At 41.9% G+C, this 15,884-nt stretch carries 17 protein-coding genes; all 17 read right to left on the reverse strand.

Going from position 1 to position 15,884, the window contains the following annotated elements:
- Positions 1–795 precede the first annotated feature (795 nt).
- The 17 genes from I4V44_RS03745 to pyrE all read right to left on the reverse strand — a co-directional run bounded on the left by I4V44_RS03745 (position 796) and on the right by pyrE (position 15,865).
- On the reverse strand, positions 796–1,086 hold the full coding sequence (locus I4V44_RS03745) for a hypothetical protein (protein ID WP_118586936.1): 291 nt from the start codon (positions 1,084–1,086) through the stop codon (positions 796–798).
- Positions 1,073–1,348 (reverse strand): BrnT family toxin, encoded by a 276-nt coding sequence (locus tag I4V44_RS03750; protein WP_118586939.1) that lies wholly within the window; start codon positions 1,346–1,348, stop codon positions 1,073–1,075. The genes I4V44_RS03745 and I4V44_RS03750 overlap by 14 nt, the downstream gene beginning before the upstream one ends.
- A gap of 109 nt (positions 1,349–1,457) precedes the next feature.
- Positions 1,458–2,111: an HAD family hydrolase gene (locus tag I4V44_RS03755; protein ID WP_118586942.1), complete on the reverse strand. Its 654-nt coding sequence runs from the start codon at positions 2,109–2,111 to the stop codon at positions 1,458–1,460.
- A 114-nt stretch (positions 2,112–2,225) separates the two neighbouring features.
- Entirely contained in the window at positions 2,226–3,602 is a 1,377-nt protein-coding gene (radA, locus tag I4V44_RS03760) for a DNA repair protein RadA (protein WP_026650099.1), read from the reverse strand.
- Positions 3,596–4,009, reverse strand: coding sequence for a hypothetical protein (locus I4V44_RS03765; RefSeq protein WP_008705473.1), 414 nt, complete (start codon positions 4,007–4,009; stop codon positions 3,596–3,598). The genes radA and I4V44_RS03765 overlap by 7 nt, the downstream gene beginning before the upstream one ends.
- Before the next feature lie 229 nt (positions 4,010–4,238).
- Positions 4,239–6,701: an ATP-dependent Clp protease ATP-binding subunit gene (locus I4V44_RS03770; protein WP_118758866.1), complete on the reverse strand. Its 2,463-nt coding sequence runs from the start codon at positions 6,699–6,701 to the stop codon at positions 4,239–4,241.
- Positions 6,702–6,709: 8 nt separating this feature from the next.
- Positions 6,710–7,087 carry a GntR family transcriptional regulator gene (locus tag I4V44_RS03775; protein WP_020993363.1) on the reverse strand — a complete coding sequence of 126 codons (378 nt, stop codon included), beginning with the start codon at positions 7,085–7,087 and terminating at the stop codon, positions 6,710–6,712.
- A gap of 179 nt (positions 7,088–7,266) precedes the next feature.
- Positions 7,267–8,037, reverse strand: a complete 771-nt coding sequence (locus I4V44_RS03780; RefSeq protein ID WP_118586948.1) for an SseB family protein — start codon at positions 8,035–8,037, stop codon at positions 7,267–7,269.
- Between the two features lie 303 nt (positions 8,038–8,340).
- Entirely contained in the window at positions 8,341–9,615 is a 1,275-nt protein-coding gene (purD, locus tag I4V44_RS03785; RefSeq protein WP_055057206.1) for a phosphoribosylamine--glycine ligase, read from the reverse strand.
- Between the two features lie 19 nt (positions 9,616–9,634).
- A complete protein-coding gene (purN, locus tag I4V44_RS03790) occupies positions 9,635–10,276 on the reverse strand; it encodes a phosphoribosylglycinamide formyltransferase (RefSeq protein WP_025579492.1) in 642 nt (213 codons plus the stop codon).
- Positions 10,270–11,295 (reverse strand): phosphoribosylformylglycinamidine cyclo-ligase, encoded by a 1,026-nt coding sequence (gene purM / locus I4V44_RS03795; protein WP_008705483.1) that lies wholly within the window; start codon positions 11,293–11,295, stop codon positions 10,270–10,272. Before purM ends, purN begins: the two co-directional genes overlap by 7 nt.
- Positions 11,296–11,344: 49 nt before the next feature.
- Positions 11,345–11,845: a 5-(carboxyamino)imidazole ribonucleotide mutase gene (gene purE, locus I4V44_RS03800; RefSeq protein ID WP_008705484.1), complete on the reverse strand. Its 501-nt coding sequence runs from the start codon at positions 11,843–11,845 to the stop codon at positions 11,345–11,347.
- 233 nt (positions 11,846–12,078) lie between these two features.
- Positions 12,079–14,097, reverse strand: coding sequence for an aminopeptidase (locus I4V44_RS03805; RefSeq protein ID WP_044955998.1), 2,019 nt, complete (start codon positions 14,095–14,097; stop codon positions 12,079–12,081).
- Between the two features lie 53 nt (positions 14,098–14,150).
- A complete protein-coding gene (locus I4V44_RS03810) occupies positions 14,151–14,471 on the reverse strand; it encodes a DUF6142 family protein (RefSeq protein WP_008705486.1) in 321 nt (106 codons plus the stop codon).
- A complete protein-coding gene (locus I4V44_RS03815; protein ID WP_055053756.1) occupies positions 14,455–14,928 on the reverse strand; it encodes a VanZ family protein in 474 nt (157 codons plus the stop codon). Before I4V44_RS03815 ends, I4V44_RS03810 begins: the two co-directional genes overlap by 17 nt.
- A gap of 25 nt (positions 14,929–14,953) precedes the next feature.
- A complete protein-coding gene (locus I4V44_RS03820; RefSeq protein ID WP_022380872.1) occupies positions 14,954–15,106 on the reverse strand; it encodes a hypothetical protein in 153 nt (50 codons plus the stop codon).
- Between the two features lie 78 nt (positions 15,107–15,184).
- On the reverse strand, positions 15,185–15,865 hold the full coding sequence (gene pyrE / locus I4V44_RS03825) for an orotate phosphoribosyltransferase (RefSeq protein ID WP_025579488.1): 681 nt from the start codon (positions 15,863–15,865) through the stop codon (positions 15,185–15,187).
- Between the last annotated feature and the right edge of the window lie 19 nt (positions 15,866–15,884).

The raw sequence follows: 15,884 nt of genomic DNA on the forward strand, positions 1-15,884 counted from the left end.
CGTTTTACTGTTTTTGGTTTTTCAAACCGTTCTTAAAAATGTAAAGAATTTTCGAGAATCGTATGTGTTTCACTGTTCAGTTATCAAGGTTGTCTGTCTTGCGACATCTTGTTTACTTTACCACATCTCTTTTTCTTTGTCAAGAACTTTTTTCAAGTTTTTTCAAAGTTTTTCAAACTCTTCCGGATTTCCGGACTGTTCTTCTGATCTGTGATTGTCGGCTCTGCTCAAGCGACTTGTTTAGTTTAACACGTTTATTTCAAGTTGTCAAGCACTTTTTTAAATTTCTTTTTTCTTTCAGAAATCATACTAAATTGTCTCATTTAAAGAAACAATTATTTCCGACAGCTCAACTAATATAACACCCAAAGATCACAATGTCAACAGTTAATTTCATAATTTGACAAACTTTTTTTATTTTCCCCTTTCCATTTATCTTATCCACCCACCTATTCCCTTTTACCTATAAGAAAACCAATCTATTAATGAACAACTTCCCACCGCCACTTTTCCACTACCAACAGCCAGCCAAGCCCGCCAGATCATTCCTGTCGAGCGACATTTGCAGGGACTTTAGAAAAACTTAGCCCCGGGAAATCCGCGTTATGAGCAGATCACTCACTGTCTGAGCGCAGCGAGTTTGAGTTATCTGCGAATGCTTTTAGCGGATTTCCCGGGGCTTAGCTTTTCTTAAGTCCCGAAACCGAGCCGACAGGAATGATCTGACGGACTTGGCGTACCTTATCCCCCGAAACCGCCCCAACAGGAATGATCTGACGGACTTGGCGTACCTCTTTATGAAACCTTATACTCTTTCATAGCCTTGTCTAATACATTTTCCAAAATCGAAATATAATCTGTCCCAAGACTTCTTGCCTTCTCAATCGTATCCAACGAGACATAAAGCGTAATTGCCTCTTTTTTATATGGCTTTTCTATTCTCGCCTGTCTAAAAGCATCTTCCATTTCCTTAGTCAACTCAGGAGAATCACTATCAAATACAATAGGTACATTTTTAGCTTGTTCAAGCATTTGCTTTTCTCTTTCGTCAAGCTGTGTATTTTCCCTCAATTCAAATGTCACCATAATATATCCTCCTCTCCTTATTTGTTGCTAATCTTGCAGAAATCATTCGTATTCTAGAATCACGTTCTGTGTATACCACAAACAATATTTCACCAATAGAACCTATAGTTACAAAACGATCTTCATCTATACTATGTGTTTTATCGTATATTTCTATACGATTCTCATCCAAAAAGACTTTAGAAGCTATTTTAAAAGAAATTCCATGCTTTCGCATATTTATCTCCTCTTTATCCTCATCCCATTCAAAAATCAGAGACATATCCAGTTCCTCTTAAAGACTATTGATGATTTACTCTTATATCTTATCATCCCTCAGATTATGCTTCAATAAAAGAATTATAAGTATTTAAGAAATTTTTTATAAACTTTTATCGTATATACTCTTTAACTTCATACAACGACCTCAATATTTTCTCTGCCAACACCCTCATCTCCTCCGTCGGTTCCATCAGATCCGGCACCATAATAGGATGCATCCCTGCTGCATGTGCTGCCCTGATCCCATTATAAGAATCTTCTATCACATAACAATTTTCCGGTTTTGATTCCAGTCGTCTGCAAGCCTCCAGAAAAATATCCGGTTCCGGCTTACTCCGTTCCACCATATCTCCCCCGATAATCTGATCAAAATATCCCAGCAGCCCGCCATCTGAAATCTCCGAACGCACCAGTACCTCCCGGGTAGAACTGGCAAGCCCAATCTTAAATCCCCTCATCTTCAGATATTTCAAAAGCTCCTCAACCCCCGGCTTCTTTGCCAGTTTACCTCCGGAAGCATGACTGAAAAACACCTCTGCCATCTCCGCTTTATATTCCTCATACGGAAAATCTTCACCATAATGCTTCAGAAAAACCCCTTTACTCACAACACTGTTTGTTCCCAGACACTCATGACATGCCGCCTCAACTCCTGCGATTCCATGACGTTCTGCCACTTCTTTCCACGCTTGAAGCACAAGAATCTCCGAATCAAAAATCACTCCATCCATATCAAATATCACTGTATCAATCCCACTCGCCATAACTTTTGATCCTTTCCTCTTTCTCTCTGTCAGCAGACTTTCTCAGGCAAAAATATCTTTGACGACAGTCTGATCGACTTATTCAAACCATATATAAGCCAGTAGTCTGACAATCTATTTTTTCATAATATAACCAATCGCATCACGAATCTGCGACACATAAACCAAGTTGATTCCTTCCACTTTTCCAACAGAAGACCTACACACTTCCGGAAGCACAACTGTTCCAAATCCCAGTTTTTTCGCCTCCTGCACACGCTGGCCTGCCATATTCACTGCGCGGATTTCACCACTCAGACCAACCTCGCCAAATACCATCACATTATCAGGAATCACAATGTCCTTCGCACTGGAAACAATCGCCAGACAGATCCCAAGGTCAATTGCCGGCTCTGTCATCTTCATTCCCCCTGCAATATTGACATAAGCATCCGATGCAGCCAGACGGAGTCCTACTTTCTTCTCAAGCACAGCCATAAGGAGATTCACTCTGTTAAAATCAGTTCCCACCGCTGTCCGCCTCGGAATACCGAAATTACTCTGGCACACAAGTGCCTGGATTTCAACCAGAATCGGCCGGGTTCCTTCCATAGAACACGCCACAACAGAACCCGACGCATCCTCCGGTCTGCCATTCAGCATATATTCCGACGGATTCTTCACCTCCTCAAGACCTGTATTACACATTTCAAAAACACCAATCTCATTCGTAGATCCAAAACGATTCTTCACCGCACGCAGGATACGATAAGAAGCATGCCGGTCGCCTTCAAAATAAAGCACTGTATCCACCATATGTTCCAGAACCCTCGGACCTGCCACATTTCCTTCTTTCGTCACATGACCTACAATAAAAATGGACACCCCCATCCCCTTTGCGATCTGCATAAGGATATTGGTAGATTCTCTCACCTGAGAGACACTTCCCGGTGCCGAACTTACATCTTCGTGAAACATAGTCTGAATGGAGTCGATCACAACCACATCCGGTTTTCTGCGCTCGATCACCTCACGTATCACTTCCAGGTTCGTCTCACATAAAAGCTGCATCTTATCCGTAAACTGCCCGATACGATTAGCTCTCAGCTTAATTTGTCTCAGAGATTCCTCGCCTGAAATATAAAGAACCGAAACCTGCTTCTCTGCCAGATTCCTGCACACCTGTAAAAGCAGCGTTGATTTTCCGATTCCCGGATCTCCTCCCACTAAAACAAGGGAGCCGGGGACGATACCGCCGCCCAGCACCCTGTCAAGTTCACCAATCTGAGTTGTCTGCCGTTCATCTTCTGACAGGCTGATGTCTTTAAGGATCACCGGTTCCTGCCTTTTTTCTGATGATTTCATTGCTCCAGAAGAGGATGGCTTCTTTGTGGAAACTGTCTCTTCCACAAAGGTGTTCCAGGACTTGCATCCCGGGCACTGCCCCATCCATTTTGCGGATTCATATCCGCACTCCTGGCAAAAATATACCGTCTTTTTATTTTTCAGCATTTTACAATCTTTACTTCTACTCTTGCAGCATTGCCAAGTTCCACGCTAAAGGAAAGTTTACCGCCCAGGTTTGTTTTCATCTTACCTGTGCTTGCCTGCTCAATAAATACTTCATATTCTGTATCCGGCTCCATCTCCACTGTGATCTGTGCATCTTCCGGTCCCTCTACATGGAAATCCATCTGAGCTTCACTCTGTGTAAGATTAAATACTGCTGTTCCCGGAACTGATTCGTAAACGAACATTCCGTTTCTCTCGAGCTTGGTAATCTCCTTAAAAGTTTTTACTTTATACATATCGCCCTGATGCTGATAGTCTGATAATTTAGACTTCTGTGCAAGCTCATAGTCACCAAAGCTGATTGCTCCATTCTCTTCTGTACGGATTAATTCTTTTACTACTGCCATTTCCTATGTCCTCCTAAGACTCTTTTGTTTGCCGCTCCACCGGTTCATCTGCCGATGCCGTACAGTTTTTCACTATCTCTGTACTTTTCCGACATTTTATGTGCTTATTATATAATACATTCACTTTTTTGACCAGTATCTCACTGATTTTTTTATACTAATTTCACAATTTCTGTGAATCATGTGAGTCCTCTGCTTTAATTGTAAATATCTGTCTGCTCAGAGATTTCTACTGTTTTTTCACTTCAAATGCAATCTCGTTTTTATGAAGTTTCACCTGTACACTATCTCCACGTTTTACTCTGCCTTCCAGAATCTCGTTTGCAAGCGCATCTTCTATCTTACTCTGAATTGCACGACGCAGCGGTCTGGCACCATATTTATTATCAGAACCTTTTTCTGCAATAAAATCTTTCACAGCATTTGTCACTGTAAGATGAATTTCCATCTGTTCTGCACATCGTTTCTCCAGTGTTTTAAGAAGCAATGTCACAATTTTCCGGATATCTTCTTTATTCAGCACATGGAACACCATGATATCGTCAATTCGGTTCAGAAACTCCGGTTTGAAAATCCGGCGCACTTCTTCCATCACACCGCCTTTCATTCGTTCATAGTCTTTCTTCTCATCATTATCAGACATGAATCCCAGACGTTTCGGTTCCATGATCGCCTGTGCCCCTGCGTTGGAAGTCATAATAATAATCGTCTGTTTGAAGTCGACTTTTCTTCCCTGTGCATCTGTAATATGACCGTCATCCAGCACCTGTAAAAGTATATTAAACACATCCGGATGTGCCTTCTCAATCTCATCAAAAAGCAATACACTGTACGGATTTCTGCGGACCTTCTCACTGAGCTGGCCGCCTTCTTCATATCCTACATATCCCGGAGGAGAACCAATCAGCTTGGAGACACTGTGTTTCTCCATATATTCGGACATATCTACACGAATCATCGCCTGTTCACTTCCAAAGACAGCTTCTGCCAGAGCCTTGGAAAGTTCTGTCTTACCAACACCTGTAGGTCCAAGAAAAAGGAAAGAACCAATGGGACGGTTCGGATCTTTAAGTCCTACTCTTCCCCGTTTCACTGCCTGCGCAACAGCTTTCACTGCCTCATTCTGTCCGATCACACGTTTATGAAGTTCTTTCTCCAGACGAGCAAGACGTTTGGTTTCTCCCTCTGTCAGTTTCTGAAGAGGAATCTTTGTCCAGTCAGAAATCGTCTCTGCAACAGCAGCTTCATCTACAACAAGTTTCTTCCTCTTATTTCTACGTTCAGTCTTAATGCGGATTTTCTCCATTTCGACTTCCACTTCATTTTGGCGTACCTGTGCTTTTTTTGCGCGTTCAATATCTGCAGTCTTAACTGCCTGTTCTTTCTCCTCACGAAGTTCATTCAGTTCCAGTTCATATTGTTCCATTTCAGGTGCTGACTGATAACCCGCAAGCTGAACCTTTGATGCTGCTTCATCAATAATATCAATTGCCTTATCCGGAAGGAAACGGTCATTGATATATCTTTGTGACATTTTTACTGCTGCCTCAAGTGCCTCATCTTCAATCTTTACCCCATGATGTTTCTCATAATATGGACGCAGACCTTTAAGGATCTCAACAGTCTCCTCTGAAGATGGTTCTTCCACTGTCACAGGCTGGAATCTTCGTTCCAGTGCTGCGTCTTTTTCAATATATTTACGGTATTCCTCCAGAGTAGTCGCGCCGATAAGCTGAATCTCACCTCTGGAAAGAGAAGGTTTCAGGATATTAGAAGCATCCAGTGCTCCCTCCGCTCCACCTGCTCCGATGATGGTATGGATTTCATCAATGAACAGCAGAATTCCCTGATGTTCTTTTACTTCCTGGATTACATTCTTAATGCGTTCCTCAAATTCACCTCTGTATTTGCTTCCCGCAACCATGCCGGAAAGATCTAACACAACAAGACGCTTATCCTTCACTGTATCCGGAACCATTCCCATAACGATGCGCTGTGCAAGTCCCTCTACAATGGCAGTCTTACCTACTCCGGGTTCCCCTGTCAGACACGGATTATTCTTCGTACGTCTGCTCAGAATCTGGATCAGTCTGGTAATTTCTTTATCACGCCCTATCACAGGATCCAGTTTTCCCTCTGCTGCAAGCTGTGTCAGGTCACGACTGTACTGATCCAGCGTAGGGGTACTGGTCACTTTTTTGTTTCCCGCATTCCTTGCGTACTGAAATTCCTCTGCAATGGTATCATTGTCAAATCCCATAGCTGTCAGGATAGCCGCAAACAACTTCTGGATATTTACTCCCATTGTAAAAAGCAGTCTGGTCGCTACACAGTCTGTCTCTTTCAGAAGCGAAAGCAACAGATGCTCTGTTCCGCAAAGACATTCCATGCTCTCAGCATCTTCCTTCGCCTGTTCAATGATCCTTCTTGCTCTTGGGCTGTACTGGGGATCTTTCGTTTCTGCTGCCGCAGTATTGCCCTGAACCGGCGTAACCAGGTTGCTGATAAGTTCCCTGAGTTTTTCTTCTTCTACGTTAAATTCCTGCAGCACTTTTCCCGCAGTACCTTCAGGTTCTTTCAAAAGACCTGCAAGAAGATGCTCTGTTCCGATATATCCATGTCCACAGGATTTCGCAGTTGTCTTTGCCAATTTGAGGGCATTCTCTGCCTGTCTGGTAAATTGTCTCTCCATGTCCTCTCCTATCTGTTTTCATCATATTCGTCAAAAATCTCATCAATAAGCTGATGTACTTCCTCTCTGCTTACGCTCTTGCAACATCCTTTCGCAAGCGCCACCATGAGATTCTGTTTCAGTTCTTCCAATGCTTTCCGTTTATTTACATCAATAGAAATCACTGCACCACGTCTGCGGTCGATAGTGACAAATCCCTCCTGTCGCAACAGTGAATATGCTTTATTTACTGTATGCATATTTATCCCAACTGTATCTGCAAGCTGTCTCACTGATGGCAGTGTATCTCCCTCCTGCAGTCTTGACGTAGCAATCCCCATGATGATCTGATTGGTCAGCTGGATGTAAATGGCTTCATCACTGCTGAAATCTATTTCTATCATCATACGTTTTCTTCTCCTTTTTGTGTTACACATATCCTAGCACAAACCAACATTTTTTGCAACAGAAAGACGTATTGCTTTATTATTTTTCAAAACAAAAAGGGGTGTACAGCCATGTTCTCACACAGCATGCACACCCTTTATCTTCTTTCTGTCAACTGAATTTCATCTACATGACTTGATTATTTTAAGCCAATGATCTTATTGAGCTGTTCTCTGTTCAGAACAAGGTTAAAGCCTAATGGATTAACTGCATAAGCCATTGCCTTATCGATTAACAGCTCCGGAAGTTTTGCAAACGGTACTTTCGCAATACGCAGCTTCTGACCTTTTGTAAACTTCTCAAGTTCCATAACGTCTGTAAATACAGGCTGGAGAATTTCTTCTTTTTTATTTTTGAGATACGGAATATTGATCTTCTTAGGATCTTCAGGATCTACATTCATAGCAACCAGATATTCTGATTTCTTCAGGTTTACGATCAGTTCTTCCTCAAGCTCACGAAGATTTCCATGCTGATCCTTCTCTACCGGACGGCGGAGTTCCTGCATAAAGTAAATGCCGGAAAGCTCCAGTGTAGGATTCAGAAGCGGTCTCTTAGCCGGCTCAATCTTGCTCATATCTGCCTGTTTTGCAACATCCGGAAGATCAATCTCAATTTTATCTTCACCATCTACCCATACAACTGTATTTACGCCAATTGCATAGAAAGTTCCATATAATCTGGGATAATCCTTCTTGGTAAATTTCATACCCATAAGAAGAACCTTTTCTTCCAGCATTTTTTTGCCGAATTCTTTGATTCCTTCTTCTGTTGAAAAAATCCATGCCTGATCATTAAATGTCTCTTCATCACATTTCACATACGGAAGCTTTGTAGCCTGTGAATATGCCACAAAAATCTCCTCTCTGGTCTGTAATTCTTTGATTGCTTCTTCTTTGCTGATTCCCATGCTCTTATCCTCTCTGTCTCATTTCTTTTATGATCTTCTGTATTTTCTTATCTACATAATTTCTGTTCATAAATTTTCCCCTGCTGTCCGGAGTTCGATTACGTTTCTGTTTTACAGCACTGTTTTATTTTATAACAGATTACATAAAAAGTAAAGAAAATAGCCTATATTATTTATGCAAAAACATTTACAAAAAAATCAGAAAACAGTCCGGTCTGGTTTTAAACCTTTCTGTTTTCTGATCTGTTTTACAGTAATCATCCAAAATATATTTTTTCTGAAACTGCAGCACCTCAAAATTATTTATGCTTCATCAATTGCCTTACCAATATCATGGCGCATATATTTATTTGCAAATGTGATCCACTCTGTAGCTTCATATGCATTCTTTCTTGCTTCTTTTAAATCTTTGCCTGTCGCAGTAATTCCCAGAACACGGCCACCATTAGTAACAATCTGACCGTCTTTCAGTTTGGTTCCTGCGTGGAAGCAGTAATATCCGTCTTTGCCTTTGAAATTTTCAAAGCCGTACATTGGGATACCTTTTTCATATTTTACAGGATATCCATCACTTGCAAGTACTACGCACACTGCTGCATTATCCTCGAACTGAAGGTCTACCTGGTCCAGTGTTCCATTTACGCAAGCTTCCATTACTTCAATGATATCATTCTTCATACGTGGCAGGACTACCTGTGCTTCCGGATCTCCGAAGCGTGCATTATATTCCAATACCTTCGGGCCATCTGCGGTAAGCATAAGACCAAAGAAAATGATTCCCTTAAATGGGCGTCCTTCTGCAGCCATTGCATCTACTGTCGGCTGATATACATATTTCCTGCAGAATTCATCTACCTCTTCTGTGTAGAACGGACTCGGGGAGAAAGTTCCCATTCCGCCCGTATTCAATCCCTGATCACCGTCCTGAGCACGTTTGTGATCCTGTGCGGATGTCATTGTACGGATAGTTTTTCCATCTACAAATGATAACACAGAGACTTCACGTCCTGTCATAAATTCTTCAATGACCATGGTATTTCCGGCATTTCCGAATTTCTTATCTTCCATGATCTCTTTTACGCCATCTTCTGCCTCTTTCAGATCCTGACAGATCAGTACTCCCTTGCCGAGTGCAAGACCATCAGCCTTCAGGACAATTGGAAACCTGGCTTCTGTGCGGAGATATTCCAGTGCTTTCTCAGGATCATCAAAATTCTCATATGCCGCTGTGGGAATATTGTATTTTTTCATCAGATCTTTTGAGAACGCTTTGGAGCCTTCAAGGATAGCTGCATTCTTTCTCGGGCCAAAGACTTTCAGGCCACGTGCTTCAAATACATCTACCACACCGCCAACCAGAGGATCATCCATACCGATAATGGTAAGATCGATTGCTTTCTCCTGAGCAAAATCAGCAAGTTTCTCAAACTCCATAGCACCGATATCTACACATTCTGCAAGTTCTGCAATCCCTGCATTTCCAGGTGCACAATAAATTTTATCCACTTTCGGACTCTTTGAAACACTCCATGCAATGGCATGTTCTCTTCCACCGCTGCCTACGATCAAGACTTTCATTTTATTTTTGCTCCTTTATCTACTCTTCTGTATCAAATTCCTCTGTTTCTACTCTTCCATCCACCACTTTCACTTTGTCATTGGCAATAAGATTGATAGCTTTCGGAAGAATCTTCCACTCCGCTTTCTCCATAACACGTCTCTGAAGAACTTCCGGGGTATCATCAGATTTAATCTTTACGGCCTTCTGAAGAATGATCGGACCTGTATCTGTACCTGTGTCAACAAAATGTACGGTCGCACCTGTCACACGTACGCCTCTTTCCAGAGCTTTCTCATGTACATGCAATCCATAATAGCCCACTCCACAGAAAGACGGAATCAGTGACGGGTGGATATTGATGATCTTATTTGGATACGCTTCCACGATCATTGGAGGAATAGCCACAAGAAATCCCGCCAGAACAATAAGCTCTACGCCACTTTCTTTCAGCTTCGCAAGAAGTGCCCTGTGAAATTCTTCTCTGTTCTCAAACTGTTTTGGGGAAATACATACAGCTTCTATGTTATGGTTCTTTGCTCTCTCCAGCGCATAAGCCTTCGGATTATTGCTGATAACCAGAGAAACTTCTGCATTTGTAATCTTTCCACAGTCAATGGCATCCAGGATAGCCTGCAGATTCGTGCCGCCTCCTGAAACCAGTACACCGACTTTTAACATAAAGTCACTCCCTTTTCACCATCTTCGATACGTCCTACTACGTACGGAGTGTCACCTGCTGCTTTGATCGCTTCCATTGTTTTGTCCACATCTGCTGCATCTACAGCAAGGATCATTCCAAGTCCCATGTTATAAGTATTGTACATCATCTGTTCATCAATATTGCCTTTTTCAGCAAGAAGTTTGAAGATTGGAAGTACCGGATAGCTGTTCTTTTCCACAACTGCACGTGTTCCCTCTTTAAGCATTCTCGGAATATTTTCATAAAAACCGCCGCCTGTGATATGACTGCATGCGTGCACACGAACTCCGGCATTTTTAATGCTCTTTAATGCTTTTACATAGATTCTGGTTGGTGCCAGAAGTGCTTCACCAAGTGTTGTTCCAAGTTCTTCATAATAAGTATCAAGAGATTCCTTTGTCATATCAAAAACTTTACGGACAAGAGAAAATCCGTTACTGTGAACACCTGTGGATGCCATACCGATCAAAACATCTCCTGCTTTCAGTTCTTCACCTGTGATCATCTCTTTTTTATCGCAGACACCTACTGCAAAACCAGCCAGGTCATATTCGTCTTCCGGCATCAGTCCCGGATGCTCTGCTGTCTCACCGCCGATCAGAGCTGCATCTGACTGCACACAGCCTTCTGCAACGCCGCCTACGATAGCTGCGATCTTTTCCGGATAATTCTTACCACATGCAATATAATCAAGGAAGAATAATGGTTCTCCGCCTGCACATGCAATATCATTGACACACATGGCAACTGCATCAATGCCAATGGTGTCATGCTTGTCCATAACCATAGCAAGTTTTACTTTAGTTCCACATCCGTCTGTACCTGATAATAATACCGGTTCTTCCATTTCTTTGATCTTAGCAAGAGAAAAGGCCCCGGAAAATCCTCCCAGTCCTCCCAGCACTTCTTCACGCATGGTTCTCTTTACATGCTCTTTCATCAGCTCTACTGATTTATATCCTGCTTCAATATCTACTCCAGCGGTCTTGTAATCCATGATAATCCTCCGTTTTTACCCCTGATCCTGTTTATGGACCTGAGTTATCTTAGTAATTTTTATATCCGACTTCCTGTAATCTTGCGTCTTTTGCTTCCACCTGTTCTTTTAATTCCTGGCTGTAAGCCTTTAATTTTGCAAGAAGTTCCTCATCTGATGTTGCAAGTATCTTAGCTGCCAGAAGTCCTGCGTTTGCGCCTCCGTTGATAGCGACTGTTGCAACCGGGATTCCTGATGGCATCTGTACGATGGAATAAAGGGAATCTCTTCCTCCAAGGGAAGTTGTGTGCATAGGAATTCCGATAACCGGCATCGGGAAGATTGCCGCGCACATTCCTGGCAGATGTGCTGCCATTCCGGCACCTGCGATGATTACTTTAAAGCCTTTTTCCTCTGCTGTTTTTGCATATTCAAAAAAGACATCCGGTTCTCTGTGTGCGGAAATGATCTTTATCTCGTAATCAATTCCCAGTTTCTCCAGAATGTCTGCTGCTTTGCTCATGATCGGCATATCTGAGTCGCTGCCCATCACAATTCCTACTTTTGCCATGATTATTCTCCTTTTCTTCTCAAGTATTCTCAGACAGACCAGATTTTATCTGTCCGGGACTTTGTTTTTATTTTATTGATAAAAAAAGTACGGTCAGAAAAGATTTTATCAAAACCCTCTCTAACCGTAGATTCTACTAAGATTCCCTTTTTCTGTCAATAAAATTAATGCAAAGAAATATTTTAACGAACTAATAAATTTTTTTGTATTCCGAACTTAACAGGAAAATGCCTTTATTCCCCAAACGGCTCGTTCAGAGCTTCCGTACCCGGAAGGACAAATCTTCCATCTTCAATAATAGAGATCATATCCCCCTCATCATCAATCGTACGGATGCTTCCCAGTTCGTCATATGGAATCGTAATATCTGTGTGACATCCATAATAAGCAAGGCTGACGTCTTCTTTTCGCATCTCGGAAATCTCATTGTCCCTTGCGATGATCTCTTTACCATCCGGATTATAGACCGGAGTATCTTCTGACCAGCTGTAACAGGTATCACCAACTGCAAAATGCGGTCCCATTTTCTCCGCGATCAGAATCGGAAGTTTGTCTGCGATATTATATTTCTGCGCTGCCACATAAGCTGTTGTATTAGTTCCGATCGCAAATTCTCCCATTGCAAGTTTCGGATGATGGAACAGAATATTATCTTCAATATATTTACGGTTCTCTTCCTCTGTCTCAAAATTAGAACAGCTGTAATCAATCACCTGTCCGCAGTCAAACACAAGCTTCAGGTCACAAAACTGCAGTCCGTTAAGATATACTTTTGAAACATGAAGCATTCCGCCTGTTCCTGCAAGCACCGGTGAAGTAAATACTTCACCCAGAGGAATATTTACATCTGCCACACAGTTCTCAAAATTTGTTTGTGTTTTCGCATCTGTTAATGTATGAAGATGAATGAGCAGATCTGTCTCATTCTCTCCCTTTCCCTTGATTTCCACCCATTCACAGGTATCAAGAGTATCTATGATCGTCTGCTGGATCTTCTGATATTTCTTATAATCCAATGTATTGATCTTTACGATCTCACGGAAAATTTCCGGAAAATCCTCTCCGATCTCAGGTATCGGATAAGCAATGATCGTAAAACTTCTTTCCTCACCTTTGATATAACGATTTGTGATCTGACCGGATTCATTGTCCAGTTCCAGCTGAAGCTTCTGCTGTGCTTCTGTAAACGCCCAGCTTTCCGGTTTACTTACCGGTGAAAACGGCTTCTCTCCAAATGTCTCGATCACAGCCGGTCCGCCATGTACATCTGCCAGATCTGCATATTCATCATAAGAAGTCTGCATGGCACGAAGTTTACGCTTTACAAAATCCGGATCCAGAAACAGCGCACTGTCCTGTCTGTGGTCATAATCAAACTGCGGATTTGCAATTCCTCCTGTAAATCCATTTCTGAACTGATTCCGTCTGTTCACCGCATGAAGTGCATGGCGGTAAATAACCGTCTGCAGCCCCATCTCCCGGAACTGAAGAACAGCCGCTTTTACCATACGCTCAAAGCCAAGATGATAACGTATATTAACCGTTTTCTTCTTTGTAATATCTTTTCTTCCTGTGATGAATCCCATCCGATAGCCTTCTGTATAAGTACGTGCCATCTCATCAATTTCCCTCTGGGAAAGTGAATTCATAAATTCTGCTGTTTTCAGTTCATTTTCCGATACATATTCGCCGGACTGATACAGATAACTCAGATCGCTCAGATCAGAATCCATGATCATTTCAACCACAAAATTATTCTCAGGATCAATCGCCTCTCTGATCCGATTTTCCACCATATCCTGGCAGTAGTCATTCACATAGGAAACGAGAATTTCTTTCACCTGTTTCTCAGCAGGAATTTCTTCCTGCGTAAATGCAGAATAGATTTCCAGAAACAATTCAAGTACAACCGTAAGATCCCATGCTTTTTTTTCAAACGCATAAGCAATCGTGCCATGAAGTTCTGTATAAAGAAAGGTAAATACTTTTCCGTATTCTCCCAGCATTTTCTGTGCATATGCAGGATTTCCATAAGAATTTTCATAATTTTCGGGCAGAATATCCTGATATAATTCATGATTCTGTTCCTGAAGTTCTTCAAGATTTTTCCCCGCAATTCCATGGTCCATCACATGAATCACCTGCTGTAAAAACATTGCTTCTTTTGTAAAAAAATCGCAGTACGGTTCTTCTGCCATTTTCTCGTCCGGTATCTGAGCGATTCTTTCTTTCGCCAGTTCATACCGTTCCATAACCCATTCGTCCAAACTATATTTCTCCTTTTTCTATCAGACTTCCCTGTTAATCAGCCGGAAATTCCCATCAGAAAGATTCCCAGCCATCCGATCATTATGATTCCGTTTGCAATAGAGCCGATCATACCTGCTTTGTGTGTCCGGTTTTCTTCTGAAAAGCTTTTCAGTCCCATCGCAAATCCATATACAGACAGAAGCATTGCGCAAAGACTGATCCCGCCTACAATATATCCGTATTGTCCCTGCAAAAAAAATGCCAGCAAAACTGCAGTCACAAATAAAACCAGTGAAACAGCCGCCAGCACTGCTGACAGTTTTCCCTGCTGTGCCTCTCTTTTCTTTGCAAACGCATATCTATATCTTTTTGCCATAAATTTTTCTCCTCAGGTGATCGCAGATAACAAAAAGCAGATATCCAAGAGCCGCCCCTGCTGTATTCAATATCATATCATCTACGTCAAAGCACCCAACCTTTGTAATAAGCTGGATGACCTCTACCGTAACACTAAGCCCAAATCCTGCCAGTACGATCAGCCATCCGCTTCTCATTTTGTCCAGAATAACCGGCAGTATAAATCCAAATGGAAGAAAACCAATTACATTTCCAAAAAGATTTGTAACTACCGCCATAAGTCCAAGCTGTTTCCTGTATACCCAGAAACGCCTTATCTCAACAAACGGTATCAGATTATATCTGTACTGTCTTTCTTCCATTGCTGCTCTTCCGTATTCTTCTGAAAAGAACAGAAAATAAATCAGTGCCAGAACATACAGGATAAACAAAATGGTTCCCAGTGTCCGTATGATATGCTTCGTTTCTTTTTTCAATGTTTTCTCCTGTTTCTGAAGCCTTTTATATCAATATCTCTGATTTCTTTTTCAGCAGTCTTGCACCGTTTACGATCATCATGATCCCTGTTACGATTCCCGTTGCCAGTACAATGATCCCGACTGTCAGACTGCAGGCTCCTGTGGAAGACATGGTTTTATAAATTTTTTCGTTCATAATCGTCCTCATCAGTATCATGATCTGCTTTCGCAGATCATGATATCTTATTTATAAATCGCTGTTACCTGTATTTGCTTATTTTGCACCGTACTGCTCATAATATGCGTCGATTGCGGCTTTCAATGTATCGTCAATGATTACTTTTCCTTTATATTCTTTATTATAAAGATGTTCAATGACCTCTTTCATTGTAACAATCGCATTTGTTTCAAACCCATAAAGGTCATGGACTTCGTCAAGGGCACACTTCACGCCGCCTTTTCCGACTTCCATGCGGTCCAGAGAAACCATAAGACCGACGATTTCCACATCAGCCGCACCTTTTACCTTCGGTACTGTCTCTTCCATGGATTTACCGGATGTTGTTACATCTTCGATCATCACTACACGATCGCCGTCTTTTAATTTACTTCCGAGGAAGCTTCCCTTATCTGCACCATGGTCTTTTTCTTCCTTACGGTCTGAACAGTAGCGGATTTCTTTTCCATATAATTCGCTGAATGCAATTGCAGTTACAACACTTAACGGGATTCCCTTATATGCAGGTCCAAAAAGCACATCGAAATCATCGCCATATTTATCATGAATGGCATGTGCGTAGTACTCACCCAGTTTCTTTAACTGAGAACCTGTCACATATCCGCCTGCATTCATAAAAAACGGGGACTTTCTTCCGCTTTTAAGGGTAAATTCTCCGAATTTCAGAACTTCACTGTCTACCATAAATTCAATAAATTCCTGTTTATACTGTTCCATCTTATGTTATGCCTCCTGT

It is taken from the genome of Blautia sp. 1001283B150304_161114_C9, assembly GCF_015668165.1.
GTDB lineage: Bacteria > Bacillota > Clostridia > Lachnospirales > Lachnospiraceae > Blautia_A > Blautia_A wexlerae.

Excerpts from the sequence above, each read along its gene's own strand:
- I4V44_RS03745 (WP_118586936.1), bottom strand. The coding sequence starts at position 1,086 with ATGGTGACATTTGAATTGAGGGAAAATACACAGCTTGACGAAAGAGAA.
- I4V44_RS03750 (WP_118586939.1), bottom strand. The coding sequence starts at position 1,348 with ATGTCTCTGATTTTTGAATGGGATGAGGATAAAGAGGAGATAAATATG.
- I4V44_RS03755 (WP_118586942.1), bottom strand. The coding sequence starts at position 2,111 with ATGGCGAGTGGGATTGATACAGTGATATTTGATATGGATGGAGTGATT.
- radA (WP_026650099.1), bottom strand. The coding sequence starts at position 3,602 with ATGCTGAAAAATAAAAAGACGGTATATTTTTGCCAGGAGTGCGGATAT.
- I4V44_RS03765 (WP_008705473.1), bottom strand. The coding sequence starts at position 4,009 with ATGGCAGTAGTAAAAGAATTAATCCGTACAGAAGAGAATGGAGCAATC.
- I4V44_RS03770 (WP_118758866.1), bottom strand. The coding sequence starts at position 6,701 with ATGGAGAGACAATTTACCAGACAGGCAGAGAATGCCCTCAAATTGGCA.
- I4V44_RS03775 (WP_020993363.1), bottom strand. The coding sequence starts at position 7,087 with ATGATGATAGAAATAGATTTCAGCAGTGATGAAGCCATTTACATCCAG.
- I4V44_RS03780 (WP_118586948.1), bottom strand. The coding sequence starts at position 8,037 with ATGGGAATCAGCAAAGAAGAAGCAATCAAAGAATTACAGACCAGAGAG.
- purD (WP_055057206.1), bottom strand. The coding sequence starts at position 9,615 with ATGAAAGTCTTGATCGTAGGCAGCGGTGGAAGAGAACATGCCATTGCA.
- purN (WP_025579492.1), bottom strand. The coding sequence starts at position 10,276 with ATGTTAAAAGTCGGTGTACTGGTTTCAGGAGGCGGCACGAATCTGCAG.
- purM (WP_008705483.1), bottom strand. The coding sequence starts at position 11,295 with ATGGATTACAAGACCGCTGGAGTAGATATTGAAGCAGGATATAAATCA.
- purE (WP_008705484.1), bottom strand. The coding sequence starts at position 11,845 with ATGGCAAAAGTAGGAATTGTGATGGGCAGCGACTCAGATATGCCGATC.
- I4V44_RS03805 (WP_044955998.1), bottom strand. The coding sequence starts at position 14,097 with ATGGAACGGTATGAACTGGCGAAAGAAAGAATCGCTCAGATACCGGAC.
- I4V44_RS03810 (WP_008705486.1), bottom strand. The coding sequence starts at position 14,471 with ATGGCAAAAAGATATAGATATGCGTTTGCAAAGAAAAGAGAGGCACAG.
- I4V44_RS03820 (WP_022380872.1), bottom strand. The coding sequence starts at position 15,106 with ATGAACGAAAAAATTTATAAAACCATGTCTTCCACAGGAGCCTGCAGT.
- pyrE (WP_025579488.1), bottom strand. The coding sequence starts at position 15,865 with ATGGAACAGTATAAACAGGAATTTATTGAATTTATGGTAGACAGTGAA.